24 protein-coding genes are annotated in these 26,366 nt (G+C 59.4%); 12 read left to right on the forward strand and 12 right to left on the reverse strand.

Translation table 11 applies throughout. The features are described from left to right. Positions 1-61: 61 nt before the first annotated feature. Entirely contained in the window at positions 62-952 is an 891-nt protein-coding gene (locus ONZ54_RS13100) for a LysR family transcriptional regulator (protein ID WP_271786372.1), read from the reverse strand. Positions 953-1,065: 113 nt separating this feature from the next. Between ONZ54_RS13100 and ONZ54_RS13105 the strand changes: the two genes are divergently transcribed. From ONZ54_RS13105 to ONZ54_RS13120, 4 genes are all read left to right on the forward strand, one after another. Then, a complete protein-coding gene (locus ONZ54_RS13105) occupies positions 1,066-2,217 on the forward strand; it encodes a methionine aminotransferase (protein ID WP_125729509.1) in 1,152 nt (383 codons plus the stop codon). Between the two features lie 8 nt (positions 2,218-2,225). Continuing rightward, complete coding sequence (locus ONZ54_RS13110; protein ID WP_271786373.1) at positions 2,226-3,041, forward strand: carbon-nitrogen hydrolase family protein; 816 nt, start codon at positions 2,226-2,228, stop codon at positions 3,039-3,041. Between the two features lie 54 nt (positions 3,042-3,095). Next, positions 3,096-3,866 carry an ABC transporter substrate-binding protein gene (locus ONZ54_RS13115; RefSeq protein WP_271786374.1) on the forward strand — a complete coding sequence of 257 codons (771 nt, stop codon included), beginning with the start codon at positions 3,096-3,098 and terminating at the stop codon, positions 3,864-3,866. Positions 3,867-4,131: 265 nt separating this feature from the next. After that, complete coding sequence (locus ONZ54_RS13120; protein WP_271786375.1) at positions 4,132-4,917, forward strand: metallophosphoesterase; 786 nt, start codon at positions 4,132-4,134, stop codon at positions 4,915-4,917. 644 nt (positions 4,918-5,561) lie between these two features. Here ONZ54_RS13120 and ONZ54_RS13125 read toward each other — a convergent pair. Genes ONZ54_RS13125 through ONZ54_RS13140 form a run of 4 tightly spaced genes read right to left on the reverse strand, consistent with a single transcriptional unit; the run spans position 5,562 to position 10,705 of the window. Next, positions 5,562-6,698 carry a glycosyltransferase family 4 protein gene (locus ONZ54_RS13125; RefSeq protein ID WP_271786376.1) on the reverse strand — a complete coding sequence of 379 codons (1,137 nt, stop codon included), beginning with the start codon at positions 6,696-6,698 and terminating at the stop codon, positions 5,562-5,564. 13 nt (positions 6,699-6,711) lie between these two features. Then, a complete protein-coding gene (locus ONZ54_RS13130; RefSeq protein ID WP_271786377.1) occupies positions 6,712-7,995 on the reverse strand; it encodes a glycosyltransferase family 4 protein in 1,284 nt (427 codons plus the stop codon). Continuing rightward, the gene (locus ONZ54_RS13135) at positions 7,992-9,398 is read right to left on the reverse strand and encodes an O-antigen ligase family protein (protein ID WP_271786378.1); all 1,407 of its coding nucleotides are present in this window, start codon (positions 9,396-9,398) and stop codon (positions 7,992-7,994) included. Before ONZ54_RS13135 ends, ONZ54_RS13130 begins: the two co-directional genes overlap by 4 nt. Further along, entirely contained in the window at positions 9,386-10,705 is a 1,320-nt protein-coding gene (locus ONZ54_RS13140) for a lipopolysaccharide biosynthesis protein (RefSeq protein ID WP_271786379.1), read from the reverse strand. Before ONZ54_RS13140 ends, ONZ54_RS13135 begins: the two co-directional genes overlap by 13 nt. Before the next feature lie 315 nt (positions 10,706-11,020). Between ONZ54_RS13140 and ONZ54_RS13145 the strand changes: the two genes are divergently transcribed. The 4 genes from ONZ54_RS13145 to ONZ54_RS13160 are packed head-to-tail and all read left to right on the forward strand — an operon-like array spanning position 11,021 to position 15,991. Further along, positions 11,021-11,776: an acyltransferase gene (locus ONZ54_RS13145; protein WP_271786380.1), complete on the forward strand. Its 756-nt coding sequence runs from the start codon at positions 11,021-11,023 to the stop codon at positions 11,774-11,776. After that, entirely contained in the window at positions 11,773-12,972 is a 1,200-nt protein-coding gene (locus ONZ54_RS13150; RefSeq protein ID WP_271786381.1) for a glycosyltransferase, read from the forward strand. The genes ONZ54_RS13145 and ONZ54_RS13150 overlap by 4 nt, the downstream gene beginning before the upstream one ends. Next, positions 12,969-15,503, forward strand: a complete 2,535-nt coding sequence (locus tag ONZ54_RS13155; RefSeq protein ID WP_271786382.1) for a hypothetical protein — start codon at positions 12,969-12,971, stop codon at positions 15,501-15,503. The genes ONZ54_RS13150 and ONZ54_RS13155 overlap by 4 nt, the downstream gene beginning before the upstream one ends. Positions 15,504-15,514: 11 nt before the next feature. Then, the gene (locus ONZ54_RS13160; RefSeq protein ID WP_271786383.1) at positions 15,515-15,991 is read left to right on the forward strand and encodes a hypothetical protein; all 477 of its coding nucleotides are present in this window, start codon (positions 15,515-15,517) and stop codon (positions 15,989-15,991) included. Here ONZ54_RS13160 and ONZ54_RS13165 read toward each other — a convergent pair. Both ONZ54_RS13165 and ONZ54_RS13170 read right to left on the reverse strand, forming a co-directional pair. Continuing rightward, complete coding sequence (locus ONZ54_RS13165) at positions 15,969-16,418, reverse strand: hypothetical protein (RefSeq protein WP_416995517.1); 450 nt, start codon at positions 16,416-16,418, stop codon at positions 15,969-15,971. The genes ONZ54_RS13160 and ONZ54_RS13165 overlap by 23 nt on opposite strands. A 72-nt stretch (positions 16,419-16,490) precedes the next feature. Then, the gene (locus ONZ54_RS13170; protein ID WP_271786384.1) at positions 16,491-17,258 is read right to left on the reverse strand and encodes a hypothetical protein; all 768 of its coding nucleotides are present in this window, start codon (positions 17,256-17,258) and stop codon (positions 16,491-16,493) included. A gap of 156 nt (positions 17,259-17,414) precedes the next feature. Here ONZ54_RS13170 and ONZ54_RS13175 point away from each other — a divergent pair, with 156 nt between their 5' ends. Beyond that, positions 17,415-18,260 carry a DUF1194 domain-containing protein gene (locus ONZ54_RS13175; RefSeq protein ID WP_271786385.1) on the forward strand — a complete coding sequence of 282 codons (846 nt, stop codon included), beginning with the start codon at positions 17,415-17,417 and terminating at the stop codon, positions 18,258-18,260. Between the two features lie 143 nt (positions 18,261-18,403). Here the strand turns inward: ONZ54_RS13175 and ONZ54_RS13180 are convergent, their stop codons facing one another. The 5 genes from ONZ54_RS13180 to ONZ54_RS13200 form a co-directional block, all read right to left on the reverse strand. After that, complete coding sequence (locus tag ONZ54_RS13180; RefSeq protein WP_271786386.1) at positions 18,404-18,691, reverse strand: DUF6966 domain-containing protein; 288 nt, start codon at positions 18,689-18,691, stop codon at positions 18,404-18,406. Between the two features lie 557 nt (positions 18,692-19,248). Continuing rightward, entirely contained in the window at positions 19,249-19,470 is a 222-nt protein-coding gene (locus ONZ54_RS13185; protein WP_271786387.1) for a hypothetical protein, read from the reverse strand. 156 nt (positions 19,471-19,626) lie between these two features. Next, positions 19,627-20,505, reverse strand: coding sequence for a HEPN domain-containing protein (locus ONZ54_RS13190; RefSeq protein WP_271786388.1), 879 nt, complete (start codon positions 20,503-20,505; stop codon positions 19,627-19,629). A 137-nt stretch (positions 20,506-20,642) separates the two neighbouring features. Further along, entirely contained in the window at positions 20,643-21,284 is a 642-nt protein-coding gene (locus tag ONZ54_RS13195; RefSeq protein WP_271786389.1) for a hypothetical protein, read from the reverse strand. A 359-nt stretch (positions 21,285-21,643) separates the two neighbouring features. Beyond that, positions 21,644-23,059, reverse strand: a complete 1,416-nt coding sequence (locus ONZ54_RS13200) for a GumC family protein (protein ID WP_271786390.1) — start codon at positions 23,057-23,059, stop codon at positions 21,644-21,646. A 157-nt stretch (positions 23,060-23,216) separates the two neighbouring features. Between ONZ54_RS13200 and ONZ54_RS13205 the strand changes: the two genes are divergently transcribed. The 3 genes from ONZ54_RS13205 to ONZ54_RS13215 are packed head-to-tail and all read left to right on the forward strand — an operon-like array spanning position 23,217 to position 26,213. Next, positions 23,217-24,356, forward strand: coding sequence for a glycosyltransferase (locus tag ONZ54_RS13205; protein WP_271786391.1), 1,140 nt, complete (start codon positions 23,217-23,219; stop codon positions 24,354-24,356). 31 nt (positions 24,357-24,387) lie between these two features. Further along, positions 24,388-25,581: a glycosyltransferase family 2 protein gene (locus tag ONZ54_RS13210; protein WP_271786392.1), complete on the forward strand. Its 1,194-nt coding sequence runs from the start codon at positions 24,388-24,390 to the stop codon at positions 25,579-25,581. Next, positions 25,578-26,213, forward strand: coding sequence for a sugar transferase (locus tag ONZ54_RS13215; protein ID WP_159166226.1), 636 nt, complete (start codon positions 25,578-25,580; stop codon positions 26,211-26,213). Before ONZ54_RS13210 ends, ONZ54_RS13215 begins: the two co-directional genes overlap by 4 nt. The last annotated feature ends 153 nt before the right edge of the window (positions 26,214-26,366 follow it).

The following is a 26,366-nucleotide window of genomic DNA, read 5'->3' on the forward strand; positions in this document are numbered from 1 at the left end:
ATGAGGAAGCAGCGCAATGCTCGGGCCGATTTCGCCCCGTCAGGCGAGGCACTGACGGGGATCAGGGATGGTCGCGGCTTTCCAGCAACCAGTGACAGGTGCGGGCCACCCCCTGGCGCTGGCTGTCGGGACGGGCGAGCAGGGCATATTCGTGGTCCGTCTCCAGTACGGGGGAAAAGGGGGCAACCAAGGCACCGCTCTCCAGCTCCTCGGCCACTATGGTGGGATCCCCGAGGGAGAGGCCGAATCCCTGCAAGGCGGCATTCATCGCCAGATCCAGGGTATCGAACAGCTGGCCTCCCTGGGACTGCCAGGGGGTGGCGATGAAGGCGGCAAACCAGTTGCGCCAATCCCGCCGATCCGCGCTGGCATGAAGCAGGGGCAGCAGGGGCAACTCCTCAATGGTGCGCTCGAACAAACGGTGCTTGGCGGCAAAGGCGGGGGCACAGACGGGGGTCAGCTGCTCTTGAAACAGGGGCTGGCTGTGGGGGTATCTGGCCTGACAGGATTGATAGACGATGGCGAGATCGAAGGACTCGCGGGAAAAGTCGATACCATGGCTGTGGCTGCCGCGCACTTCGACTGCCTCCCCCTCGAAGTCCTGCAACCGTCGCAGCAACCAGCGGCTGGCGCAGGAAGGGACCTTGATGCTGATGGCCTGCTCGTGGGGCAGGGTTTGCAGGGCGCAGAGCCCCTCCCCTATGCGGGCCAACCCCTCACGGACGAAAGGCAGCAGCCGCTCGGCGGCAGGGGTCAGGGCCAGGCAGCGGGTGCCGCGCACGAAGAGCAGGTGGCCGAGGCGCGCCTCCAGCTGGGCAATCTGCTTGCTCACCGCCCCCTGACTCACGCACAGCTCGTCAGCGGCCAGGGTGAAACTCAGATGGCGGGCAGAACACTCGAAAACCTGCAAGCCATACAGGGGCAATTGGCTGCGGGGTTGGGTGGACAACATACAAGCCTCCATGCTTGAGAAAAACTCATGCATAACATGCCGAATAATCCGTTGTCCGGCAAGAGAGCGAGTACTAAAAAGGGACATCTTTCAAACACTCAGGTGACGACGTCATGTCTTCCCCCCGCATTGTCAGCAAACTGCCCCAAGTGGGCACCACCATCTTCAGCGTGATCGGGGATCTGGCCGCCCGCCATCCCAGCATCAACCTCTCCCAGGGGGCGCCGAGCTTCCCCTGCGATCCCGAGCTCATCCGGGTAACCCACGAGGCCATGCTGGCCGGGGAGAACCAGTATGCCCCCATGACGGGGCTGCCCACCCTGCGCGAGCAACTGGCGGCCAAGATAGCGACCAGCTATGGCCACCACTATGATGCCGGCGAGGAAGTCACCATCACCGCCAGCGCCAGCGAGGCCCTGTTCTGCGCCATCACCGCCCTGGTGCACCCCGGGGACGAGGTGATCATGTTCGAGCCGGCATTTGACAGCTACCGCCCCATGATCCAGCTGCAAGGCGCCACCCCTGTGGTGATCGCCCTCAAGGCGCCCCATTTCGCCATCCCCTGGGATGAAGTGGCGGCCCGCATCACCCCCCGCACCCGCATGATAGTGCTCAACACCCCCCACAACCCCACCGGCACCGTCTGGCAGGCAGGGGATCAGGAACACCTAGCCCGCCTGGTGCGCGGCACCGACATCCTGATCCTCTCGGACGAGGTGTACGAGCACGTGGTGTTCGACGGCGCCCTGCACCAGAGCGTGATCCGCTATCCGGATCTGGTAGAACGCTCCGTTGCGGTCTTCTCCTTCGGTAAGACCTTCCACGTCACCGGCTGGCGGGTGGGCTACTGCGTGGCGCCCCGCCCCCTGATGGAGGAGATCCGCAAGGTGCACCAGTTCGCCATGTTCGCCGCCGACACCCCCATGCAGTACGGCTTCGCCCACCTGTTGCAGCAACCGGCCCACTACCAGGGGCTGGCGGCCTTCTACCAGCACAAGCGGGACCTGCTGGTCTCAGCCCTAGGGGATTCGCGCTTTACCCTGCTCCCCTCGGCGGGCAGCTTCTTCATGCTGGCGAGCTACGAGCGGGTAAGCGACGAGCCCGACAGCCTCTTCGTGCAGCGGCTCATCCGCGACCACGGGGTCGCCACCATTCCAGTCTCCGCCTTCTATCACGACGGCACGGATCAACGGGTCATCCGCCTCTCCTTCTCCAAGGATGAGGACACCCTGCTGGCGGGCGCCGAGCGCCTGTGCGGCGTCTAGGAGGCACCATGGATTCAGTGCGCGTTGCCGTCCTGCAGATGGTCTCCGGGGATGATCTGGACCACAACCTGACACAAGCCGAGGCCCTGCTGCGTCAGGCCGCGGCCGAGGGGGCCGAGTTTGCCCTGCTGCCCGAATACTTCTACCTGATGCCTGCCGACGAGCGAGCACGGGTTACCCTGGCCGCCCCCGTCACGGCTCACCTCCTGCTGGCCTGGGCCCAGGGGCTGGCCCGGGAGCTCGGGATCTGGCTGCTGGCAGGCACCCTGCCCCTTGAAAGCAATGAGCCCGGCAAGATGCACAACAGCAGCCTGCTCATCGACCCGCAAGGGGAGCTCGTGAGTCGTTATGACAAGCTGCACCTGTTTGGCTTTTGCACCGGGCAGGAGCAGTATGACGAGGCCGCGACCATGAGCCCGGGCCGGGAGGTGGTGAGCCATCCCCTGCCCTGGGGCGTGCTGCGCGTCGGGATCTGCTACGACCTGCGCTTTCCCGAGCTATTTCGCCTGAGCCCTGCCCCCGATTTCATCGCCCTGCCCGCGGCCTTCACCCACACCACCGGGCTGGCGCACTGGGAGCTGCTGCTGCGGGCCCGGGCGGTGGAGAATCTGGCCTTCGTGCTGGCCTCAGCCCAAGGAGGTGAGCACCCCGGCGGGCGCCGTACCTTCGGCCACAGCATGATCATCGATCCCTGGGGCCAGGTGCTGGCCCAAGTAGAGGAGGGTCAGGGCATGGCCATCGCCACCCTGGAGCTGGCGGCCCAGCGCAAGGTACGCAGCCAGCTGCCGGCCCTCACCCATCGCAAGATAGCCGTCGGCCCTTGAGGCAGGCATCCTTCACGACCATCGGCATGACGCCACAAACGCAAGGGACTGACCATGAAACTCAACACACTGATGATGCTGGTGGCCCTGGCCACCGCAGGCCAGGCCGCCGCCAAACCCCTGGTGATCGCCACCGACGCCACCTACCCTCCCTTCGAAATGGTCGACAGCAGCGGCAAGCTCGGAGGCTTCGAAGTGGATCTGGCCTATGCCCTGTGCGAGGCCATGAAGACGGAGTGCGAGGTGATCAACCAGCCCTGGGATGCCCTGCTCCCCGGCCTGCAGGTGCGCAAGTACGACGCCATCATGTCCTCCATGAACATCACGGACGAGCGGCGTCAGAAGGTCGCTTTCAGCCAGGTCTACTACATGATGCAGAACCGCTTCGTGGGGCGCAGCGACAAGGCGGCCGACTTTGCCGACACCCCTGAGCACTTCAAGGGCAAGGTGATCGCGGTGCAGGAGGGCACACCTCAGGACAACTTCATCACGGCCCGCTACGGCGACGTGGCCAAGATCAAGCGCTACGTCAACGCCCAGTCCCCCATGCTGGATCTGCAGTCCAGCCGCGCCGACTACACCTTCGGCAACATGGTGCAGTTGAAGGTCGGTTTCCTCGACAAGGAGATGGGCAAGCAGTTCGCCTTCGTAGGCCCACAGTTCAACGGCACCCAGGACAAGATCCTCGGGGAAGGGGTAGCGGTCGCCCTGCGTAAAAACGATAACAAGCTCAAGAGCCAATTCGATGCCGCCATCGAGAGCGTCAAGGCCGATGGCACCTTCGATCAGCTGCTCAAGAAGTACCAGCTCGACGATCTGCTCTGATCCCGACGCCAGGCATCCATCAGATCATACCTGCCATGCCAGTCAGCTCCGACTGGCATTCTTTTACCCGGGTTCTGCTGGCAACGCGGCAAACTGCCCTCCTTTATGCAGGCCGCCTGTCACCTCGACGCGGGAGAGCCTCCCCCACCTGCCTCTACTATGACGAGACAGAGCATGCCATGCTGCACTTATCCACGAGCCCCGGATCCCCCATCGGCCATCTGGTGGCGCCGCGAGCCGGTCACACCAGACAAGGAGGCAAGCCATGAACCCATCCCCGCTGATCAGACGCTTCTCCCGCAATCCTCTGGGGCGGGATCTCGCCGTCGGCGATATCCACGGCTACTTTTCACGGCTGCAAGGGGCGCTGGACCAGGCTGGATTCGACCCCGCTCGGGATCGCCTCTTCTCCGTGGGGGATCTGACGGATCGCGGCCCCGACTGTCCCCAGGTGCTCGAGTGGCTGGCCAAGCCCTGGTTTCACCCTGTCTGTGGCAATCACGACGACTACGTCTGCCGCTACGAGAGCTGCGATCGGGCAAACTGGATCCAGAACGGCGGCGGCTGGTTTCAGCAACTGACCCCGGGCGAGCAGGCGGCGTTCGCCGCCCACTACCGCACCCTGCCCATCGCCATCGAGGTGGCCACTCCGGCCGGCCCGATCGGGCTGCTCCACGCCGATTGCCCCTTCTCCTCCTGGCAGGAGCTGCTGGACAAACTGGATGCGAGGGTGAGCGGCGGGAGGCTTAGGGCCATCAAGAACGTCTGCCTCTGGTCACGACGCCGCATCGAGCGGCTGGACGAGAGCGGTGTCGATGATCTCGTCGCCCTGGTGGTGGGCCACACCCCGCTGAGCATCCCGCTCAGCCTTGGCAATGTGTACTACATAGACACCGGCGGCTGGTATCCCGATGAAGGCGGTTACTTCACCCTGCTGGATCTGCATACCCTGATGCCGGTCGCCCTGGGACATCCCGATGAGCCACCTGAGCATGCGATGTTTCACCATGCAATCCGCGATCATGCCGGCCCCTTGATCCGACGCCCTTGAGCGTTCATTAAACCAGCAGCCAGACGAGCTGCCCTTCGCTCTGCCTGCACTATGGTTTACCATGCAGGCAATTGTGGTGCAGGGCACCGCTCACTCAGGTGCTTTGGCGCCGTCGCCATCCCGGACACCCTATCTCGGAACTTATGAGCAAAACAGCACAATCCGGCATTGAGCCCACCTTCTACTTCCACGTTTTGCAATATGTCTTTTTTAATAGACTGATTTATATGGGTTTATGTATCTGATGCAGATGCGCGTGGTACACAATGGGGACATGATGAAATTTGAGGGCCATTGCTACAGATAGCAACGGTTTTCATTTGAGCAACTTAACCGTCAGGACTTCATCCGCTTTTACCGTAATAGAGCCAAGCCAGACCCGTCCAGCTGTTTCATATGTGAAACACAACATGCAGAAGTTCGTGGTCATAAACTGCAGAAGTTCAATTTACATTTACATTTCAATGCTTTGAAATAACATTCAAACTCGCTGATTCCGCGCTCTACACAGCAAAGTCATCCGGCCGTAACTGCATCAGACTGGCTGAGCCACCCAGCCTCCCGCTCCCAACCTGCCCATAAGCCTCCCCCATAGTAGGAGTGAGCTTCTTATCATCCCTGCAATGGATCGGGATCGTTCCGGGCTAACCATTCACTGAACGGCTCAATGCATCCCATCGCAACAGCTCTTCCCACTGTTCCAGCGTGCTTTGGTAGGTATCCGCCGCGCTGTAATGGGCCTTGGCATGTAATCGAGCATGGTGGCCAAGTCTCATAGCCACATCGGGCATGGCATTGAGGCTTGCCAGCACCCGTGCCAGATCGCCAGGATCGTTCGGTTGATATTTGCGGCAATCCACGCCATCAGTGAGGTGTCGATCCCACCAAGCACCATCGGCCGGGATCAGCACGCATAATCCCGCGGCCATTGCCTCCAGAATGGATAGCCCGAAAGGTTCCTGGTGGCTGGTTGAGACAAAAATACCGCATTGAGACCTTATCTCGTCAAGGTTCTGCGGGTTTGGATACCAGTAGGTGTCTGGTAGGTGTGGCTGGGGCTGGCTACTGGGTTGCAAAGTGCCTTTGGGTTGCAGATAACAAACCATTAATGTCGGGCGAGCGTCAGAGATCATTTGATGGGCTGCCAGCATGGTTTCCAACCCCTTCCACCGCAGCAAAGATGCCGCCCATAAAATACGGGAGCCACCCAAAGTGGCGGTGGGCCAATCAATCTCGCTCAAGCCGTTGGTAAATGGCTTCCAATGTGATGGGAAATCGGTCTCTCCAAGCCGCACTAATAAAGCCGCCAAAGAGCTGCGCGCAGACTCCAGATAAAACACAAAACTCGCGCGTTGCAGTGCTCTGGCAGAGAGCCCCGAGCAACCCACCGGCCCATGGATCAGCTGCACCACCCGGCACCGAAACCAGCGTGCGGCCCAGTAACAGCAAAGATCCACCCCGGGTCCTGACGCGGCCAGCAAGCACTTGACAGCCCCCAAACGCCACGCCAGCAACACTATGGCCATGGTCTGCCATCCCTGTTTGAGGAGATAGCCGATGCCGGATTCCCGCCCCTTCAATATCCGGGGTAGCCAAAGAGGGTGATGCTGGCAACGGGGCCAGGAGTCGGGATCTTGCGTCAACACATGACATGTCAGCTCAGGCATCCTCTTGCTCAGCTCATCAAGCAGCACTTCGGTCGCCACCTTGGATCCCCCGCGAAAGGGGATGGGATCCACCACCAGGATCTTGCCGCTCACTGCTTTCATCTCTGCTGTCATCTGGTGGTGCTCCTTACTCTGGTAACTTGCTTCGGCCGAACCCCGCCTGCACTTTTTCCACCACCTTTGCCAACCCTCTAGTCAGCATGCGGCGCCCTTGGGCGACAAGCCGCTGCCACGCCCAGCGGACAATGGACGCATAAGGCGTGCCATAGGATGATTGAGATGTGCTGCGCCAGCGGCCAGCCAGGGCATCACCCCATACTGCCGTTATCTTTTCGACATAGCGATCTACAGTGAACAGTTGTGCGGCACGCTGCTGACCGGCCCGTCCCATCGCACATCGGGTTTGCGGATTGCTCAATTGCCGCCAGTGGTCAGCCATCTCGACCCAGTCCCCCGGCGTCGCAAGCAAACCGCTCACGCCCTCCGCCACTACTTCGGGAATACCGCCCACCCGATAGGCACTGACCGCGAGCCCCAACATGCCCGCCTCCGCCAGCGTCAGACCAAACACCTCCTCACGGGCACCGGAGACCAGCAGATCCACCCCGCCACGCAATATATCAGCGCTGTCTGGCCGCTCGCCGAGAAAGTGCACCCGCTCGGCCACCCCAAGTTCGCTGGCCAACGCCATCAGCGCCTCCCGCTCCGGGCCGCTGCCAATCACTAGCAAGCGGGCCCCTTCCCCCGACTCAGTCAAGGCAGCCAGCGAGCGGATCAGCAGATCAATCCCCTTGCGCTTGATCAGGGAACCGACGGTGGCAATGATCAACTCCTCCGGGGACAAGCCCAGCATGTCGACGACAGGCCAGTGAACTCCTGCATTCAGTCTGGCGGCATCCACCCCGTTGGGTACCCGGATCAACCGATCGGCCGCGCATCCATCCTGGCGCCAACCGGTCAACACCGGCTCGCTCACCCCAATCAGCACGCTTGCCTGATGCACCCGCAGGCTGAATCTATCTCTGGGCTGGTAACGGGCATGGAGGTGGCACACCAGCGGCACCTGCAACGCCCGACAGACCCCCGCCAGCCACTGACAAGGGGCCGCGCTGTTGGCGTGCACCAGCCCAATCTGCCGTCCGGTCATCAGCGCGCTGGCCCGCTGACACAGGCGCCGATGGGCGGCAAAATCAAAACGGGGCACCTGCCATCCTAACAGCAGGCTAAAAGGCTCAACCAGGGTTTCGACCCCGAGGGTGGCCGCCTCTGCCGCCAGACTCGGGCTATTGCACCAGAGCAACGGCGTAAACCGGCTGCGATCGAGGTGGGCCAGCAGATCCAGCAGGCAACGTTCGCTGCCGCGGATCCAGTCTTCACCGTAGTGAACCAGCAAAACAGGGGTTGTACTCATCCTCTTGCTCCCTTGGGTGGCACTGCCGGCAACAGGGTTACCTCTTGGTGATCACCTGCGGCAAAATTTGCTTGTACAGCCGCCTGTTGCACGTATTTGATGGTGGCGACGGCCAGCGCCAGCTCCAGATAGATGGGCCAGGTAAAGCCCTGGGTCAGGAAGGAGCCCGAAATCACAAACCCCACCATGCTGGCCATCACCCCCTGCATCGCCGTAATCACTGCAGGAGGCATGCCAGCAAGCTGACAACGCCAGCAACTGCGCAGGGTCACCGTCACCATGCCGATAAACAGCACAAGACCGACAAAGCCGGTTTCAGCCAGCACCCCGAACCAGGTGGAGTGCACCGCATGATTCAGTCCATCCCAATGGGGGCTGTAGAAGAAGTAGTTGTAATAGAAATTGGACAAGCCAACCCCCACCAGCGGATGGCCAAGCGCCATGCCCCAGGCCGCTTGCCAGGCGTAGATCCGCCCCATGGCCGAGGCATCGACCCCGCTCTCGGCGGCGCCGCCAGATGCCCGGTCGCTGATCCCGGCAGCCACAAACAACACGCTGAGCGCCAACCCGCCTACCATCATCAGCAAGGCTTTGGACTTTACCCGCTGCCAGGCAAACAGGCCGCTGACCGCACACACTCCCAGCAAGCCACCCCGACTCTGGGTGGCGATAATAGCGGCGGCGGTCAACGCAAAGCCGAGCCCACCCAACAAGCGCCCCCCCACCCCATTGCCCTGATTGAGCAGCAAGCTGAGGGAAAAACCGGCAGGAAAGAGCAGCACCAGCGCCAGGTCATTGGGATCCCCCAGCACTGAACCCAGCTCGCGCCCTATGGTCACCCGGGTTTCCTCCACCAGCCCGATCCCGCTTGCCTTGTTGTAGAGGGCCACCAGCGCCACCAGACAGCCCGCCACCACAAACACCCGCACCGCCAGGGCAAAATCCCCCGGGGTGCGCACCAGCCAGGCGGTGGCCAGGGTCATCAGATAGATCTTGCTGTAACTGCCGGTCCAGGTGGCGATCGCCTCGCCCCGGTTGCTGGCAAACAGCACGCCGATGGAGACCATCACAAAGAAGGCCGTCAACCAGCTCAGGGGTTGGCTCCAGTAAGGCTTGATCCGGCCGGTCAGCAAAATGTGCCAGACCAGCGCGCCGATGGCGGCCAGCGAAAAGAGCAGCGGGATCTTGAGGGGATAGAGCTGGGGGAACACCTCATGTATCCGAAAGAAGGAGAAGGTGACAAACCCCAGCACCATCAGGAAGGGCCAGCGCAGGGCAAACCAGATGGCGGGAATGGCAAGGCCAACCACCGGCAGCAGCAAGGGATGGGGCAGCCGCCACCAGAGCAGCGCCAATACCAGACAAATGGCGCTTGCCCAAAGGGCCGGGGTCAGACGAGCCATGATCCTGCCCACCATTGACCGAGCCAGACCATCGCCAGTGCCCCGAGGGAGCTGGCCCAAAGGGTCGAGAGACGATAGGGCAGCGGCAGCAACCGCTGGCTCACCAAATAAAAGGCCAGGGCCCGTACCAGATAGACCAGCAGCAGGGTCCAGATCACCCCGGCGACCCCAAAGAGCGGAATGGCGAACAGAAAGCCCGCCACGCCGAGGGCGCCGCAGCCCAGATTGATCACCATCTGGGCATTGCTTTTCTCGCCGCTAAAGCAGCCGACATTGAGCAAATCCGAGACGTTGCGTACCGCCATCCCCAGCACCAGCAGCGGAATATAGGCGATCGCCCCGTGATAGCTCTCCGGGGTCAGCCAGCGAATGAGCAAGGGGGCGGTAAGCCCGACAATACCTGCGGTGACAAACCCCAGTACCGACCCAAGCACGCTGTAGTGGGCATTGAGGCGCAGTCCATCCGGCTCGCGCAACAGCATGAAACGGCGGGGATACCACCAGAGGGCAAAGGGCTGCAGCAACAGTCCCACCGCCAGCGCCAGCTTGCCCGCCACCGCGTAGTAGGCGAGCAATGCCTCCCCCACCACATCGGCCAGCAGCAGGCGATCCAGCCCGCTCAGGGCAAACCCCGCCAGCCCGCTCACTACCAGTGGCAGCCCATAGCGCAGCAGCGGCCGATAGTGTTGCCAGTCAAAGCGGATCCCGCTATCTCGCCACTGCCACAGGCTGAGCAGCAGAGCCAATGCAACGCAGGTCAGGGTGCCGGAGGCCAGCACCCCGCTCACTCCCCACCCCAGCCAGAGCCACCAGCCGGTCAGCAGGGACTGGATCATCGCCTTGCCTGCGGTCGCGGCAAAGAAGAGGCGCGCCTGATTGCGCATCCGCAGCCACGCCAGCGGCACGCCGATCACCCCTTCAAATGGCAGGGCGCAGAGCACCCAGCGCACATCCGAGAGGCAGGTTTCTACCGGCAGCCAGGCTTGTACCACCGGCGCCAGCACCCAGAGCAGCACCAGACTGGCGAGAGCGATCAACCAGACCAGACCAAACATGCGGGCCACCACCTGCTGGCGCTCCTGCTCATCTTTCGCCAGTCCGGCAAAGCGGTAGAGCGCATCCACCAGCCCGAAGCCCAAAACGAGGGATCCCAGATTGATAAGGGTCAGCAGCACCTCCAACTGACCGTACTCGCGTGGCAGCAGCTGATGGGTCAGCACCGGCAGCATCAGCAGGGAGATCCCCTTCATAAGCAGCAAGCCGACGGCGTAATAGAGCATGGCTATCTGGTTCACACCAAGTTTCATAGGGCCTCCCAGCCACCAGGAGCATCCTGCTCCGGGTCAGCTACCGCTAATGCAAAGCCCACGCCACTCGCTCCCGCCCTGAAGCGATAGCCCCTCTGTGTGGCTTAACCGCATTGGCAAGGCCAGAACAAGCCCAGAATGAGACTGACATTTGCGTTTTGCACAACATCGGCTGCAAATTGCACCGACCAGCTCAATTTGGCCCCCTCTTAGCCCCGCTTAGCCTGCTCCCGCTGGGGCCATCCTGTTGGCCCGATCCCTGCTTATTGCTGAGTGAGCAACGGACAACGGACTGCACCAGAGGGAGAGGTCACCATGAACACCATCAAGCTGCACAGGATGAAAATTTGGGCCAAAGAGGGGGAGACGCCACTGGCTCGCAGGGTGTGGCGGCTGGCCAAAAGCGCACGCCAATGGTCGTTTCCCTTGATACCCCCCCTGCACCGACTGCTTTATCGGCTCTATCTGCTGGGTAGCCAGAGCGTGGCGACCCTGACCCGCACCCTCTGGTGGACCCCCTTGTTTCAATCTCGCTTGACGGCCCCCGCCCCGCGCCTCTATCTCTATGGCGGTATCCCCTATATCAGCGGCCCGGTCGCCATCGAAATCGGTGCCGACTGCCGCCTCAGCGCCGCCATGACCATCAGCGGCCGGGCATCGAGCCAGACACCACGGCTGGTGATAGGCCGCAATGTCGGAATTGGCTGGCAGACCACCCTGGCGGTGGGCAGCAAGATAGTGCTGGGGGATAACGTCAGGATTGCAGGGCGCGCCTTTCTGGCGGGCTACCCTGGGCACCCGATCAATGCCCGTGATCGCGCCCAGGGCCTGCCGGATCTCGATGAGCAGGTGGGGGCCATTGTGCTGGAGCAGGATGTCTGGCTCGGCACCGGCGTGATGGTGATGGCCGGCGTCACCATCGGCGCTGGTACCATTGTCGCCGCAGGTAGCATCGTCACCCGGGATCTGCCAGCAGGCGTGCTGGCGGCAGGAGTGCCTGCCACCGTGCTACGCCCCTTGCAACCACAGGATCACAGCGACCCCGCACACGCCCCGGAGACCTTTGCATGAAAACACACTCACTGCCGCAACTGGTGGTGCTGGGCGAGGATTGGGGCCAGCACCCTTCCAGCACCCAGCACCTGATCAAACGTCTGTTGCCCGATTATCAGGTGCTCTGGGTCAACTCCATCGGCATGCGCTGCCCCCGCTTTACCCTCCATGACCTGACCCGCATCGGCCGCAAACTGGGAGCGGTATTAGGCGGTGCGCGCCATTCGGGCTGCCAGTTGGTTTCGCAATCCGAAGCCAGCAGCCCCCGGGTACTGCCGCCGCTGGCCTTGCCACTGCCAGGCAGTCGGCTGGCGGGCAAGATCAATGGCCACTGGCTGGCAGCGCAGATCCGGCGCCAGTTGCCCGAGCTGGATCGCCCCTTGCTCTGGATCTCCCTGCCCAGCGCCGTCGATCTTATCGGCAAGCTGGAGGAACGGGCGGTGATCTACTACTGCGGCGATGACTTCTCGGCGCTGGCGGGGGTGGATCATCAGGCCATCGCCCACTGCGAGGCCAGACTGGTGGAAAAAGCCGATCTCATCCTGGCCGCCAGCCCCGCTCTGGCCAGCCGCTTTCCGCCCCATAAAACCCGGCTTCTCAGCCACGGAGTGGATCTCGACCTGTTTATGCCCCCCAGGGAGCGCCCGGCGGATCTCCCCTCCGGGCGCCCCATCGCCGGATTTTACGGCAGCCTCAGCGACTGGATTGATATCCCCCTGCTGGCAGAGACGGCCGCCGCCCTGCCCCACTGGGATCTGGTGCTGATTGGTCCGGTCCAGACCGATATCTCCCCCCTCAAGGGGATCCCCAATATCCATCTGCTGGGGCCCCGTCCCCACCACACCCTGGCGGCCTATGCCCAGCACTGGCAGGTGAGCCTGCTGCCCTTTGTCGACAACGCCCAGATCCGCGCCTGCAATCCGTTGAAATTGCGCGAATATCTGGCCGCAGGGCGACCCATCGTCAGCACCGATTTTCCGGCGCTCGATGGTTATCGGGATCAGATCCAGCTGCCCCGCAGTGGGGAGAGCCTGGCCGAGGCCATCAACCGGGCCGCCTTTGATCAACCCAATCCGGGCTGGTTTCAGGAGAACGGCTGGGAGGGGCTCACCCGCAGCGAAGGGCGCCACACTCGCCAGCAGCAGGTGGCCCTTCAGAGCTGGGATCACAGGGCTGCCGAACTGAGTAACTGGTTGAAAGGGCTGCTCGGATGAGCAGAGGGATCTGGCTGGTTATCCTGCTCTGCAGCAGTGCAGCGATGGCCACCACCCGGCTGGAGGGGACGCTCCCGCTGCCCCTGACAGGCAACCAGACACCCCAGCGGCTCGATCTGAGTGGCCACAGCTGGTCGGTGGGCAGCGACGATGAATTGGTGATCGAGGGCGATAACCCCAGCTCCCGCCCGCAAACCCTGATCCTGCGTATCGATGATGACGCGTCGGTCAACTACCGCAGCCGGGTCAATCTTGAGCGGATTGTCGCCCCCGGCCCCTTCACCCAACGCTTTGCCTTGAGCGAGTGGCGCACCAGCCAGCCCAGAGCGCTGGCGCTGGAAAAGCTCACCAAGCTCTATCTCTTTATGGCCGATAACGCCCCCCCACTGACCATTCACCGCTGGCACTGGGAGCCCGGTTTGACCCTGCCCGAGGGCACCATTGCACTGGATCTGGGAGCGGCCGCCGCTCCCCGCTTTACCGGCTTTGAGGCCCTGAACCCGGGGGATCCCCGGCTGATTGGTCACCCCACCCCCATCTTGCGCCCCTCTGGTGATGCCCTTGTTCGCGATGGCCTGCGCAATCTCGACGGGGTGCGGCTGGCGGTGGCCAAGGGGCGCTATCAGCTCACCCTCTGGCTCGATGATCCCGGCGAGTGGGAGTATCTGCCCCACCCCTTCGAGCGCAGCGTGCTGGTCAATGGCGAACCCATCTGGGCCGAGCAGTGGCAACCGCAGGAGTGGCTAACGCAGCGCTATCTGGCGGGGCAATCCCGCGAGGCGCTGCCAAACCCGGATCCCTGGCAGCTGTTCGGGGCACGTCAGGGGGGCCCAGTCCATGTCATCCTGAACCACCCCGGCGGCCCGCTCACCCTTACCCTGATTGGCCACTCACCGGATGCCAAATACTTGGCTGGCCTGCTGCTTGCCCCCTATCCGGAGCCCACTAGCAAAGAGGCTCTCCCGAATGGTGGAAAAGGTCGCGCCATAATGGCCGATGCCACCGCCCGGGTGCTGACCAAGCAGCGCCAGCTGTTTTCGGAAAAGTGGACCCTGGCCCCCTATTCCCCGGCGCCTGTTCCGGCGCAGCTCAGCCTCACGCCGATTGCGGATGCCGCCCCGACCCTGCAGATCGCACCGGCATCCGCCGCCGATGCATTGCAGCACGCTTCCCTGCCTGTACTGGCCGCCCGTGGCAGCCAGCTGCTGCTGGAGTTTGCCATCCACGCCGCAACCGACGATCCGGCCCCCTTGCTGGTGATCCAGCCCCCCGAGCGCGCAGGCTCGCCGCTGACGCTGACCCCCTATTACGGTCAGTGGCATCTTGTTCGCCCACAGGCGAGCGGCACCTTATTAGCCCCCTCGGATCAGGAGCTGGTCGAAGGGATCGCCGGGCTCACCCTGCAGGCGGGGGTGCCACGGCGTCTGGTGCTGCATGTGACCATCCCCCGCGACGCCCCGGCGGGGCTCTATCTGGGCAATATTCAGCTGCTCAGCCAGCAACAACTGGTGCAGTTGCCGCTGACTATCGAGGTGCTGCCGCTGACTCTGCCCGCGGCCAGCAAGCCGATCGGCATCTATGTCGAAGCGCCCCCTTATCTGAATTGGCTGAGCCCCAACCCCGAGGCGCTGCAACAGCAGCTTGCCGCGGCGAGCAGTTGCGATCTGCAGCGGCTCGCCAAGCTCGGCATAAGCGGTCTCTCGCCCGCCCTGCCACAAGATGAAGCGGGGATGCAGGAGATCATGGGAGAAGCGGCCGGGCTCGGGTTTGTGCCGCCTCTACTGGCCTATACACCGCTCAAACGCTGGGGGGGCGACCCTGCCAGCCAGCTCGAACAGTGGCAGGCACGGCAACAGGCGCTGACCGCCAGCGGCTTGCCCCCACTGGCATGGAGCCTGTTTGATGAGCCCGATCTCGCCACCCTGCCCGCCATCACCAGCTTGGCGCGGGAGATGAAACGGCGGGATCCGGCGGTGATCCGCGCGGGCCACTTCAACCACCCGGGTCAGGTTGGTCTGTTGGCAGAGGTGGAGATTGCCCTGATCAACGCAGGCTTTGGCGCCGACAAGACCGATGTGGAGCGGGTGCGCCAGCACAAGGTCACCCCCTGGTTTTACAACTTGGGTACCCCGAGAGCCGCCGGGTTTTACCTGTGGCAAAGCGGCGCCGAGGGCTATTTGCAGTGGCATGGCCGCATGCCCACCGCCCTGCCCTACGACCCCACCGACGGACGGGAGAGCGACTTTATGCTGCTCGGCCCGCAAGCCTGCGAGGCGCACCGCCTCTCTCACGACCTGTTGTTGCTGCAGCAAGCTATAGAGGATCTGCGCTGGCTCGCCTGGCTGGAGCAGGAGGCCCGCTATCAGGTAGAAGCCGCCCTGCTGCTGGAACGCCTGCACGAACAGCTGCCGACCCGCTGGCAGGTGGCAGAACAATTGCCCTCTGCCACCTGGATCCAGTGGCGCCGCGAGATTGAACAACTGGCCAAGCGATTGAAAACATTGCAAACTGGTGCCAACTCCTCCTCCTGAAGTGACTGCGTATGGCCAACCAGACTCCCCACTCCACAGCCAAAGACAGCGCTCTGCGCCGCCTGTTGCCCTTTATGCTGCCGCTGCTGATCCTCACCGGTTGCGCCCGTCAGGAGCCGGTCAATGAGACCCTGCCGATCCTCAACCAATTACGGGATCAGCAGCTGGCCGAACAGCCCCAGCTGCAACTGCAATACCAGCAAGAGGAGACGCAACTTGCGGCCGATCAGGAGCAGCAGCTGCATCAGTTTTTGGGACGCAAGGACCCGGCCCGGATTGCGCTGGTGAGCGGCCCCGGACTGCAAACAGACATGCTTGAGAGTGCGCGGATGGCGAGCATACGGCTGACGGCCCTGACCCGCTTGCTGGGGTCTCGCGCCATTGAGCTGGAGCCCCGCTATGACCCCATGCTGGTCCCCAATACCTTGCTGATCCGCATTCTGCCAAGCGGAGCACAGTCACCTGTCACCCCATCGGCGGCGCAATAAGGCCAAGGCATGAGGTCGGCAAGGCCACCCGATAGAGCGGATAAGGAGCCAGTCCCCACAATTTGCGCCAACCCTGGGTGAGGCGGTAAGAGAGCAGCGGCGGGCGCTGGTGCAGCTCGCCTAAAAACATCACCCCCTGACTCATCCCGGCACCCGCTAGAGTCACTGACATCGCCTCGCTATCAGGTGCCACCAGCATGGCCTGCAACAGGCCATCACAGCGGGGATGGGCCAGCTGATAGCTGACATAGGTGCCGCCCAATACCGGCGTGGGCACCCGCAAGCGCCAACCCAGTTGGACCAGCTCCATCAGCATGGGCTTGGCACCCTCATTGACCACCCGGTTCTGATAACGCCAGCCCATGGCGACAGCACTGAGCAGCGCCACCAGCAACAGCAGCAGATATCCCCTGGAGAGTTGCATCATGGCGCCCCCTGATAAACCGCATTGTCATCATTACCAGCTGCCGGTTCTGATAGCGCCAGCAGCAGGTATCTCCTAGAGAGCTGCATCATGGCGCCCCCTGATAAACAGGATGCTCATCACCAGCAGCATGATGAACCATTGATAGAGCTGGGCCAGCGTGCCGGTGTGCAGCCAGCCATACCAGCGCAGATCCAGGCTCATCAACACCAACCGCAACTGATTGGCTCCGATATAGAGCAGGCAGACCAGCAGCAACATGAGCCACTGCCGCTGCAGGGGGCGCTCCGGTGCCAGCCAGCAGCAGGAGACCAGCCAGGAGAGCACCACCAGATAGAGTTGGGAGAAAGAGGAGCACCCCTTGAGCACGATCAGCGCATGGCCCCCCAACCGCTCGATGCGATTGCCATCAAGCCGGATGTCCCAGCCCAGCAACCGCAACCACTGGCCAACCCCCCAGGCATCGAGCGTCAGCACAGGGCCGGAGAGCAATGCAAACACCTGCTGCCCCCACAACACCGCCACGGTGAAGGCGAGCACAATCTGCAACACCGCCCGCTCATCACTACCCTGGCCGCGGCGCCACAGCGAGGCCACCAACAGCAGACAGGCCAGCGCCTTGCAACTGGCACTGGGGATCAGGATCAGCAGGATAAACAGGGTGAGCGCCAGCGGATGCGGGCGCCAGCTTGGCGCAACCCGCGATGCAATTTGCCACCAGATAGCAATCAGCAACACCACCAGCAGGTTGAAGTGGCCCATATTGAGCCACACCATACCCCACTGATTGGCCAAACCAAGCAGCAGCCAGTTGGGTGCCCACTGCCAGGGACGTATCTGCATCGCGACTCCTGCCGGTTATCAGCTCTCTTGACCGCTGTCGCAAGTTTCATGCCTGACCGGCCTCACACTGATCAAGCCAAGTCAGAGGATTCAACAAAGCTGGCACGGTTTATTCATTCACCCTGTTGGCACTACAGCCAAGGAAAGGAGTGAGCGATGAAACTCAAACCGCTGGCAGGGCTGCTGGGGATGCTATTGGTAACCTCCCCCGCATACGCCTTGACCCAAGTCGATACCGAACTGCAACTGCTGATGGATGTGTCGGGCAGCGTCAGTTCATCGGAATTCAATTTGCAGTTACAGGGCTATGTGGACGCCTTTTATAACCAGGAGGTGCAGAGCGCCATCCTCGATACCAGCAGCGGCAAGCTGGGGTCCATCGCCGTGCAGATGGTGATGTGGAGCAGCAGCAATCAGCAAAGTTTGATGACCGACTGGTTCCACCTCTATGACATGACCTCCATCAACAACTTCGCCGCCACGCTGGACAACCTGGTACGCCCCTACGCGGGGATGACGGCCCCCGGTTCGGCCATGGCCTTTGGTGCCCAACAGTTTGATACCAACAACTACACCGCCGCCCGCCAGGTGATGGATGTGTCGGGTGACGGCATCCAGAACAACGGGCTGGATACCGCTACCGTGCGAGACCAACAGCTCGCCTCCGGCATCGACACCATCAACGGCATCACCATAGGTCAGGACTATCCCGATGGGGTGCTGCAAGAGTGGTATGTGGAGAATGTGGCGGGCGGTCAGGATGCGTTTGTTATCAACGCCACCACCTTCGCCGATTTTGGCAATGCGCTGCAGCTCAAACTGGCGGCCGAAATTGAGGGAGGAATTATCCCGGAAGGTGCGCTGGCCGCCCCCCTCGAGGAGATCCCGTTGGCCGCCCAGCTGCTGCTCGGTATGCCGCTACTACTGGCCTGGCGCTATCAGCGCCGAACTCAAGGCCGACCGCAGCAAGCCAACTGGCAGCAGACCCCCGCCATCGGCTAGTTAATCACCCCGTGTGTTGCGATTAGGGAGCCATGGCTCCCTGATTTTTTGTGGCGGCGATGACCTGAATGCTCGATTTAACCGGCAGGCAGCAAGTCCGAATACAAACGAATATACCGGCCATGCTGAATTGGAATTAGGTGTTATTTTACCTGTAATTCATCATTGTACAGTTGCTTAGCCAGCGACCAGATTTCACCAAGTATTTTTTGTAACATTCTGTTTGTTTTATCTACGGTAGAGTCTTGCACCTCATGTCCGTTAATAGGATGAATAACGAGATCATTTATGCTTCCCATACCACCGAAGGCTGAGAGTAAATGCTCAATGCCTCGAAAATCCTGCTTTTCTATAAGCGCAGCATCATAAGCAAGCCATGTGATCCAATGTTTTTCTTTTACAGATTGAAGCAACTCGATAGCTTCATTCATGTATTTCAACAGTTTTACTATATCAGAATGCATAAAAACCTAACGTTTGAATTAACCCGCCGCAGGGCTGTAGGCTCGATTAACGAAGCGTAATCGGACGTTAGCGGCCTTTCAATAATATGCCTATTTAACTCGCCAAAACCCTCCCATCTTGCCATCTCTCCGCCTCCCGAAACTCACTCTCGAACTGGCACCGGTCGGGACGTACTTGCTAAATTAGCGGGGGAATATCACTGCGAGCGTCCGATTACGCCTACCGGCTAATCGAACCTACGAGCTCACGAATCGAGCCTGAGCGGTAATAATCAGATTTTTCCGTCAGCGAACCTTTAACCAACTAAAATTCCTGTGCCTCAAGGTAAGCTTTTTCTCTTTGAAATCGATTTGGAGCAAAAGCTGTGGCCGGTGAAGACGATGAGAAAAATCCAATTTCGTCTCCAATACTTAATGCTTTGGCATATAAAACTTACCGCTATTCTCCATAATTTGAATAAGCAAAATAACGCTTCAAGAAATGGTGCCGCTTTTTGGCGCCCCTTTTACTTGACTTGTTATATTTACATTCTTGGGCCAGAAGGTCTAGGTGGCTCTGGTTCTTGCGGTAAAACTGTCTTGAGGAAATCTTGGGCCTCTTTCAACGAGCCGAATCGCCCAATAACATCTCCATCCGGATCTACGACCTCATAGGAAGCGCTTACAATATTTCCATTTTCATCTAATTCATCTACTTGAACCAAGCTAAACCCCGATTTGGTTCCGAGTGTTTTTCTATTTTGCATTTACTACTCCTGTTGCAAATAACTTTGTAAATATAACGCCCTCTTAACTTGCTGCCAACTGCACCGAACTCAAACAGGCCACCGTAATCACTAAAGCCAAACCGAACCAAAAATGCCACAGGTTGGCAGTCAGGTTGAAGCGTTTGTTATGCGCACTTAACCCAACAAGCTTCGCTCTAGGCTTTCTTTCGTTGGAACCGAGTTTTGTTCAAACATTTTCTCCACAGATTTGTAAAGAAGCTCATATGTTTGTAGCAAGGTCTCCTGCTTTACTGAATTGTCACCATGTGCAGCCTTTGAACGTTCGTTATACAGTTTTGCGACCTTTTTATATAACAGATAAGCTTTATCACCATCATCAGGCTCTAGGTAAGATGCGACCATTACAGAAACTCGAAAACGTAATTCTGCTTTGTCTTTTGTGAAAATAGCCTCTAAAGCCCCCCACAACAATACGAGACTCATTGGAAGAGATTGTTGAAAATGAACTTCATCCAATGAACTTACCGCTAATTTAAGCTCATGATTTTTATAAATAAGACCCATGCACCTTTCTAAGTTTTCAGCGATCCAACCGAACGTATGTTGAGAAAGTTCATCATTTGCACCTTTAAGGACTAATACTCGGTTAGTCTCCCACAAAGAAACTTCTGGATCGCAATCATTGAACTCGGCTTTTGATGCAAATGAAACCGATGAGATTAAAAAACAATGTAATTGTGGTGATAACCCCAAGCGTAAAAGACTAACAATAGTCTTTACATAATCATATGCCTCAACCCCTTCCGGCTTTTGAGTTAAATCGACTTCAAGCTCCCAATAGATAATTTTGTCACTTGAACCTCTTGCCGTTTTCCACAGAGAAGGAGCTAGTTTCTCTCTAGTTGGCGATTCAAGCGCAACCATATGAGGTGACATAAAGTGAGCATACGCACGTCTAGCAATGACACCTTTAGGTAAAACTAACTCATTAAAACCGATTTTGACACCCGACATTCCCAGGTAAACTTTACTATTATCAAACATCTTCATCATCGTTTTTCGCCTGTGCGCATAATGCCCAATTAAGGTGTGAGGCACGTAATACCGATGCTGCCGCATGCCACCTTAACCGCTTAAGCCAATGCAAACCAAAAAAAGCTACGCGTTCCCAATCACTCTTAAACAGTTTTCTATGTTTCTTTTCGTTTTGCCTCTAAATATAGTCTATATGGCTTATTCATACGTGATAATAACCATGAGTAGCCGGGAAGAGGGATTTTCTCAATTATTCCAAAAAACAATTCCATATGTACATCTGGTATGCCACTTATTGACTCTTGGCGAACTTGTACATCAAGCCCAAGCTGCCTTACTGATATTTCTGGAGATCCCGTACCACCAACCCGGTAGTTAAACACCGCTCGATCTTTTGGGTTAAGGTAACGAATAATCACTTTGTACCGACCGTCAGTGTCTTTTTCAATGCCAATAAAATCATCTTCTGCTGAAAAATTTAACGATGAAACATCAAAATCAAGCACTGGTGATGCGATGTTAGGTATAACATTTATCTCAATATTCTCTAGGGGTTTCGTACCAGTATTTTGAGCTGCAAACTCTCCTGCTGATAGATCTGAAATTATTGTGTTACGATAAGTAATTTGTACATCGGATTTTGCAAGATCTCCAACATCTAGTAACTTTGAGCAGGGTGAAACTAGCAATGTGATTCTTTGTTTCTCTTTGTTAACTCGAGCTATTATCCAAGAGCCAAGCACACCAATCAATGCACCACCTAAAGCAAAAAAACCATTTATTATTTCCGGTTTCACGCCAAACCCCGTTCTGAAACATAACAGTAATTAGATGGAAGGCTACTATTAATTTGTTAGTAACGCATTCCATCTAACACCCAACCACTCATCATCACAACCAATAAATCATTTAAAAGTCAATGCATTAACAACAAAATTATGATTTATCAGTGTATTATCAACGCTTTAAGCCAGCTCCACTTGTATCACTGGGTAAAATCACAGTCAAGAAACGGAAATAGAAAATGCTGTCGCTATCCTCTTTTATGGGCCTGCCGCGATTTTTACCCAGCCATCTGCACGATATAAAAAAGGCCTTATCACAAGGCCTTTTCAGAAATATTCAGGTTCAGGGCGGTAGCCAGCTTTTGCGGCGATCAACCCGGCTCAGGTGCCAGGGGCAGCACCTGCCCATCCAGCGCCTGATCACTGTGGGATGGATAGTCCGGCACCGGCTCGCAGTAGGGAATACGGCTTAGCACCGGTGCCTTGACCAGGGCGGCCAGTTGATCGGAGCGGCGCAGGCTGGCATCCGCCAGTTCGGCCACCAGCGCCAGACCGCAGCCGAGCCCCAGTCCGCCAACAATGCCCGCCAGCAGAAACAGCCAGAGCGGGTAGTTGCTCGGTTTGCTGGGGGCAAAGGGTTTGTCGATCACCTTGATCCGCTCCCCTTGCTCAAAATTGCCCAGATCGCCAGTCACTTTGGCCTTCTCATAACGCAGCAGCAAGTCCTGATAGAGGGTGCGCTTGACTGCTAGATCCCGCTCCAGTTCGGCGAGCTGGCGTTCGGTATCACCCTGGGAATCGACCACCTTGTCCAGTCCATCCAGCTGGGTCTTCAAGCCGACGGCGTTTTGCTCTGCGTCGGTCAGTTGCGTCTGGGCCAGCTGCCACTCGGGCCCCCGCGCCATATCCGGTTGGGATTTGAGCTGCTCGAACTCCTGCTGCAACTGGTCTATCTGATAGCGCAGACTCTGCACCTTGCTGTGCTCTTCGCTGTAACGGGCCCGCAGCAACACCAGTTCGGTGCGCATCAGCTGCAGCTTCTCATCCAGTTGGCGGGCGAGCTGACTCTCCTGCCCCAGCGATAACTGATCGACCCGGGCCCTGGCCTGCTGCAAGGTGAGCAGGCTCTCGGCATACCGCTCTTGCAAGCCATAGAGCCGGGCGACGTTGGTACTCTGTTGCTGGGGCAATGCACTGGCATGCTCCCGTTTGAAATCGGCGAGCTGCTGCTCTGCCCCTTGCAGTTCACTGCGGCGACTGTCGAGCTGGCTTTGCAAAAAACGCTCTGACGATTCCGCCGACTGGCGCCCCTTGCTGAGCAGATTGAAGAAAAAGCGCCGTGAAATGGCTTCTAGCAAACCGGCACTGTTGGCTGCCGAATCGGCCCTGACCTTGATTTCAATTACCTCGTCCCCGATCAGGCGCAGGGAGACGGCACCTGAGAGCCAGTCCATGATGGCATCACGCTTGGCCGGTGGTGTTTCGTCATTGACCAGACCGCGATCCCGCGCTACCCCATCGAGCACGTAGCGGCTGCGCAGCAAGGCTTCGAGCACCGCAAAGCGATCTTTGAGGCTCTCTTGCGTGATCAGATCCTTGAGGGTCGGGGTCTGGTTGGCATCTTGCGGCACCATAAAGGTGGTACGGCTCTCGAACTCCTTGGGGGTGAGCAGACCGACCGTCACCCCTACCAGCGGCATCACCAGCACCGGGATCACCAGCAGATAGCGACGGCGCCAGGCGGCAAAGAGAATGATGTAGAGGTTGTAATAGAACTGGACAGGCATGGCATCACTCCCGGAAAAAGGCCCTCCCCCGGTACGATGCAAAGGCAGTGCCACTACAGGGGCTGATCGCGTCTGTGAGCAGATCGCAAGAGTGGTACAAGATTCGCATTCTCCCGCTATCCGGGGTGCCACCCCTTCCCTTGCCGGAGCACGAACCATGTTGTCATCAACCCCGTCGCACAGACCCCATCCCAGCAGGGGCACCATCGCCCAGCCCATCGTTCAACCTGTCGTGCAAATCGTACAGCACCTGCAGCCCGGCGGACTGGAAACCATGGTGCTCAACCTCACTCAGGCGAGCCCTGCCGATCAGCCGGTGCACATCATCTCCCTCGAAGGGCGCAAAGAGGATGTGCTGAGGGCGTGGCCTGCCCTGCATCCCTTCGCAGGCAACATTCACTGCCTTGAAAAACCCGCAGGCTGGTCGCTGGCGACCCTCTGGCGGCTCACACGGCTGCTGTACCAGCTCAAGCCAAACGCAGTGCATACCCACCATCTGGGGCCCATGCTCTATGGCGGCCTGGCCAGTCGGCTGGCTCGGGTGCCCACCCTGGTGCACACCGAGCACGATGCCTGGTACCTCGATGATCCCCATCAGCGCATGCTGGCCCTGTTGGGGCTGCGCGTCTTCAAGCCGATTCTGGTGGCCGATGCCACCCCGGTGGCCAACCAGCTGCTGGCCAGGCTGGGCAAGCTGTCGCCAACCGTGATCCCCAACGGCATCGATGAGCAGCGCTTTGCCCCGGGCGCCGCCGCCCTCGCCCGCCAGGAGATGGGACTGCCGCACGAGGTCAAATTGATTGGGTGCGCCGCTCGCCTTGAGTCTGTCAAGGGGCATACCTTGCTGCTGGAGGCGATCCGTGCCTTGCCGGAGGAGGTGCATCTTGCGTTGGCAGGGGTCGGTAGTTTGCAAAATGCGTTGCAACAACAGTGTCAGCAACTGGGGATCGCCCATCGCGTTCATTTTCTGGGGCTGGTAGAGAATATGCCTCGCTTCTATCAGGGACTGGATCTCTTCTGCCTGCCCTCGCTGGCAGAAGGCATGCCGCTGTGCGTGCTGGAAGCCCAAGCCTGCGGGGTGCCGGTGGTGATGAGCGATGTGGGCGCGGCCAGAGAAATTGTCTGCCAAGCCAGTGGCCACATCTTGTCTGAGCGGGATCCAGCTCGCCTCGCCCAGCTTCTGGCACAAGGGTTGCTGCATTGCCATAGCCTGCGAGCCGTCACCCGTGAATTTGTGTGCCAGCAAAGCAGCTTGAGCCAGATGGCTCAAGCCTATCAACAGCTTTACAGCCGTTGATATAACGACCCAGTGACCAGAGGAGTATCCCATGGAGTGGACCATTATCGTGTTCTGGCTATGTGCTGTACTGGTGGTCTACCACCATGTCGGTTATCCCCTGCTGCTCAAATTCGGTGGACGGCGGGCTCGCAAGGTGGTCAATCACCCCAGCCCCATGGATCGGGGATTCAAAGCCGAAGCGGGCGATGAGGCGCTGCCGACCATTACTCTGCTGATGCCGGTTTACAACGAGGCGGCAACCCTGGCGGCCAAGTTGCAAAACCTCGCCAGTCTCGATTACCCCGCCGACAAGCTGTGGGTTCACGTGCACTTCGACGGCTGTCGCGACAACAGCTATCCCATTGCACTCAGCCAACTCGGTGATCCTGCCTTGCAACAGCTGCAGATCCGCCTGTTCGATCACAGTCACAATCGCGGCAAGGTCGCCGTGCTCAACGAGGCCATGACACAGGTTCACAGTGATCTGGTTGCACTTACCGATGTCTCGGCATTGCTCCCCATCGACAGTCTGCTGCTGGCGGTCGCCCATTTTGCCGATCCCAAAGTGGGCGTAGTCGGGGAAGCATACCGGTTCTGGCAACCCGGCTCCCAGGGCGAGGAGAGTTACTGGCAATATCAAAGCCAGATCAAGCTCTGTGAATCAGCCCTTGGTGGCATGCTGGGTGCCCACGGAGCGTTTTACATGATGCGCCGGGAGTGCCTCACCCCGCTGGCTGCAGATACCATCAACGACGACTTTATCTTGCCGATGCAGGCCATCGCGAAGGGTTATCGGGCGGTCTATGACAATCGCTGCGCCGCACTGGAGCTGGAAATTTCGGATGCCGCGCTGGAAGCAACACGGCGCAAGCGGATCGGGGCTGGCAACACCCAGCAGTTGCTGCGCTTACTGCCCCTGCTACACCCCAAATTCGGCTGGGTTGCCTTCAACTTTGCCAGCGGCAAGGGGCTGCGCGTGTTGATGCCGCTCTGCCTGGCCCTGCTGTGGCTCTGTGCCATCCCGCTGGCAACGCAATCCCTGCTGTTTCAGCTGCTGCTGGCGCTGCAACTGCTGGGATATCTGCTGGTCATGTTGATCCAGCTGACCCCCATGTCCCCCTGGCCCAACCTGTTTCGCAAAATCCACTATCTGGTACTCGGACACTGGTACAACGGCATTGGCACCCTGCGCTACTGCCTGCGAGCCCCCATACGCTTCCTGTCACAGGAGAAAGCAGCATGAGACACCCTATTCCAAGATTGACCCTGGTGGTAAAACGCAGCATGGATCTTCTCGGTGCCAGCCTTGGCCTGCTGCTGACGCTGCCGCTGTGGCCCTTGATCATGCTGGCTATCCGGCTCGATAGCCCGGGGCCTGTGTTCTTTCGTCAGTTGCGGATCGGGCGCAGCCACGCCAGCCATACCGAGCTGTTTTTCATGATCAAGTTTCGCACCATGCGCGCCGACGCCGAAGCGAGTACGGGGCCGGTCTGGTGCGGCAAAGGGGACAGCCGGATCACCCGAAGCGGCGACTTTCTGCGCAAAACCCGACTCGATGAGCTGCCGCAGTTTATCAATGTGCTCAAGGGGGAGATGTCGCTGATCGGCCCCCGTCCGGAGCGACCTGGGATCGCCAACCGGCTGGAAGATGCGGTGCCTTTCTTTATCGAACGCACCTATGAGGTCGCGCCAGGTATCACAGGTCTGGCTCAGGTCAATCAGGGCTACGACGAGTCACTCGATGATGTGCGCAGCAAGCTGGCGTTTGACCTTGCCTACTCGGTCGCGCTGCTCCACCCCTGGCGCTGGCTGGTGCAGGATGTGCATATCATAGGCAAGACGATCGCCATCATGGTTGGCAAGAAGGGACGCTAATCCCGCCGCTGACGTCAGCAACATCTCAACTACTATCCGGTCATTGCCACTGCAATGGCCTTTTTTATAGGGCATCCACAGTGATCAAGCACGAGGCGACGGCGTGATCGCCATCATGTGGGCGATCAATCCGCAGGCATTGATGCCATCTTG

It is taken from the genome of Aeromonas salmonicida (assembly GCF_028355655.1).
In the GTDB taxonomy this organism is placed as follows: Bacteria; Pseudomonadota; Gammaproteobacteria; order Enterobacterales; family Aeromonadaceae; genus Aeromonas; species Aeromonas salmonicida.

What these genes read in the sequence shown, in the direction of transcription:
- ONZ54_RS13120 (WP_271786375.1), top strand. Translation starts at nt 4,132, where the DNA reads ATGAACCCATCCCCGCTGATCAGACGCTTCTCCCGCAATCCTCTGGGG.
- ONZ54_RS13140 (WP_271786379.1), bottom strand. Translation starts at nt 10,705, where the DNA reads ATGAAACTTGGTGTGAACCAGATAGCCATGCTCTATTACGCCGTCGGC.
- ONZ54_RS13105 (WP_125729509.1), top strand. Translation starts at nt 1,066, where the DNA reads ATGTCTTCCCCCCGCATTGTCAGCAAACTGCCCCAAGTGGGCACCACC.
- ONZ54_RS13135 (WP_271786378.1), bottom strand. Translation starts at nt 9,398, where the DNA reads ATGGCTCGTCTGACCCCGGCCCTTTGGGCAAGCGCCATTTGTCTGGTA.
- ONZ54_RS13150 (WP_271786381.1), top strand. Translation starts at nt 11,773, where the DNA reads ATGAAAACACACTCACTGCCGCAACTGGTGGTGCTGGGCGAGGATTGG.
- ONZ54_RS13190 (WP_271786388.1), bottom strand. Translation starts at nt 20,505, where the DNA reads ATGATGAAGATGTTTGATAATAGTAAAGTTTACCTGGGAATGTCGGGT.
- ONZ54_RS13100 (WP_271786372.1), bottom strand. Translation starts at nt 952, where the DNA reads ATGTTGTCCACCCAACCCCGCAGCCAATTGCCCCTGTATGGCTTGCAG.
- ONZ54_RS13155 (WP_271786382.1), top strand. Translation starts at nt 12,969, where the DNA reads ATGAGCAGAGGGATCTGGCTGGTTATCCTGCTCTGCAGCAGTGCAGCG.
- ONZ54_RS13110 (WP_271786373.1), top strand. Translation starts at nt 2,226, where the DNA reads ATGGATTCAGTGCGCGTTGCCGTCCTGCAGATGGTCTCCGGGGATGAT.
- ONZ54_RS13180 (WP_271786386.1), bottom strand. Translation starts at nt 18,691, where the DNA reads ATGAATGAAGCTATCGAGTTGCTTCAATCTGTAAAAGAAAAACATTGG.
- ONZ54_RS13160 (WP_271786383.1), top strand. Translation starts at nt 15,515, where the DNA reads ATGGCCAACCAGACTCCCCACTCCACAGCCAAAGACAGCGCTCTGCGC.
- ONZ54_RS13165 (WP_416995517.1), bottom strand. Translation starts at nt 16,418, where the DNA reads ATGATGCAACTCTCCAGGGGATATCTGCTGCTGTTGCTGGTGGCGCTG.
- ONZ54_RS13115 (WP_271786374.1), top strand. Translation starts at nt 3,096, where the DNA reads ATGAAACTCAACACACTGATGATGCTGGTGGCCCTGGCCACCGCAGGC.
- ONZ54_RS13175 (WP_271786385.1), top strand. Translation starts at nt 17,415, where the DNA reads ATGAAACTCAAACCGCTGGCAGGGCTGCTGGGGATGCTATTGGTAACC.
- ONZ54_RS13205 (WP_271786391.1), top strand. Translation starts at nt 23,217, where the DNA reads ATGTTGTCATCAACCCCGTCGCACAGACCCCATCCCAGCAGGGGCACC.
- ONZ54_RS13130 (WP_271786377.1), bottom strand. Translation starts at nt 7,995, where the DNA reads ATGAGTACAACCCCTGTTTTGCTGGTTCACTACGGTGAAGACTGGATC.
- ONZ54_RS13215 (WP_159166226.1), top strand. Translation starts at nt 25,578, where the DNA reads ATGAGACACCCTATTCCAAGATTGACCCTGGTGGTAAAACGCAGCATG.
- ONZ54_RS13145 (WP_271786380.1), top strand. Translation starts at nt 11,021, where the DNA reads ATGAACACCATCAAGCTGCACAGGATGAAAATTTGGGCCAAAGAGGGG.
- ONZ54_RS13125 (WP_271786376.1), bottom strand. Translation starts at nt 6,698, where the DNA reads ATGACAGCAGAGATGAAAGCAGTGAGCGGCAAGATCCTGGTGGTGGAT.
- ONZ54_RS13170 (WP_271786384.1), bottom strand. Translation starts at nt 17,258, where the DNA reads ATGCAGATACGTCCCTGGCAGTGGGCACCCAACTGGCTGCTGCTTGGT.
- ONZ54_RS13210 (WP_271786392.1), top strand. Translation starts at nt 24,388, where the DNA reads ATGGAGTGGACCATTATCGTGTTCTGGCTATGTGCTGTACTGGTGGTC.
- ONZ54_RS13200 (WP_271786390.1), bottom strand. Translation starts at nt 23,059, where the DNA reads ATGCCTGTCCAGTTCTATTACAACCTCTACATCATTCTCTTTGCCGCC.
- ONZ54_RS13185 (WP_271786387.1), bottom strand. Translation starts at nt 19,470, where the DNA reads ATGCAAAATAGAAAAACACTCGGAACCAAATCGGGGTTTAGCTTGGTT.